The organism is Priestia sp. P5_B4, assembly GCF_056400385.1.
The window spans coordinates 1-990 of sequence record NZ_JBFULJ010001157.1 but is presented as its reverse complement, the minus strand read 5'-3'; the positions used below and the strand labels follow the sequence as shown (position 1 = coordinate 990).

Below are 990 nucleotides of genomic sequence, written 5' to 3'. Positions count from 1 at the left end.
GTTTCAACTGTCGTGCACTTTGTTATAAAACAGAAAAACCTATTGGTTCATCCGGCACCAGTAGGTTTTTCTATTTAAAACAACAAGGATTTTAAAGTATTGGATAGATACCTCACGGCGTCTTGTTTAGTTTGCTCGTTATAGTAGATATTATTCAATGTAGGCAATCTAAATATAATAAAATGAAAAATAATATTAGATTGTTTTTGTCAGAAATCATAACAAAGTCATAGCTTGCTTATATCGGTTTATATGTAATGTATTAAATCCAAAAGCTGCTCTTTTCTTTTTGAGTAGTTTTTCTCAGTTTATTTCAGCTGATACAGCTAGCTGGGTATGTTGGGCTTATGGAACGGAGATCGTTATCGCAGTAGATTTGTGGTTTATCTTTATTTCGACAGTGATTTTCAGTCAAATTTAACTTTTTGATCAATTCTTCAGTTGTTAAAACTTTGGCAAACTCATTATCTAAAGTTGCTAATGACACAGTATGTATTTGTTCAGCTGGATAATATGCATTATCTGCTCCTTTTATTGCAAATGCAGCTGTGGCATCTGATATGAGATACGTTTCAAATCCTAAATTATTACTCATTCGAGTAACAGTTGATACACAATGTGGAGTCGTTAAKCCTACTATTACGACTTTTTCTATTTTRTTTTCTTTCAAATGATTCTCAATCTCCTTAATTTTTTCTGAATATTTTAACATTTTTATAGATATATGCCTTTAAAATGGTATAATATAGAGAACGTCAGTTCGGGAGGCTTAATATGCAAACAAAAAAAGTTTATATTTATGTATTTAATACAATGTCAGATTGGGAGTATGGATATTTAATTGCTGAACTAAATTCAGGAAGATATTTCAGGCAAGGTTTAGCCCCTTTAAAAATAATGACGGTAGGAGTTAATAAAGAAATTATTAAAACAATGGGGGGGCTGAGTATACAGCCGGATATTTCTCTTGATGAGTGCACTCTTCTAGAT

The 990-nt window shown here is 31.5% G+C and carries 2 protein-coding genes and 1 pseudogene; 2 read left to right on the top strand and 1 reads right to left on the bottom strand.

What is annotated here, in order from left to right; translation table 11 throughout:
* Nucleotides 1–289: 289 nt before the first annotated feature.
* Nucleotides 290–421, top strand: coding sequence for a hypothetical protein (locus AC1DRF_RS29580; RefSeq protein ID WP_427077086.1), 132 nt, complete (start codon nucleotides 290–292; stop codon nucleotides 419–421).
* A gap of 6 nt (nucleotides 422–427) precedes the next feature.
* Here AC1DRF_RS29580 and AC1DRF_RS29575 read toward each other — a convergent pair.
* Nucleotides 428–682, bottom strand: a pseudogene (locus tag AC1DRF_RS29575) (isochorismatase family protein); the annotation flags it as partial.
* A gap of 92 nt (nucleotides 683–774) precedes the next feature.
* Between AC1DRF_RS29575 and AC1DRF_RS29570 the strand changes: the two are divergent.
* The coding region (locus AC1DRF_RS29570; RefSeq protein ID WP_477742516.1) for a DJ-1/PfpI family protein at nucleotides 775–990 on the top strand (216 nt) is incomplete at its 3' end.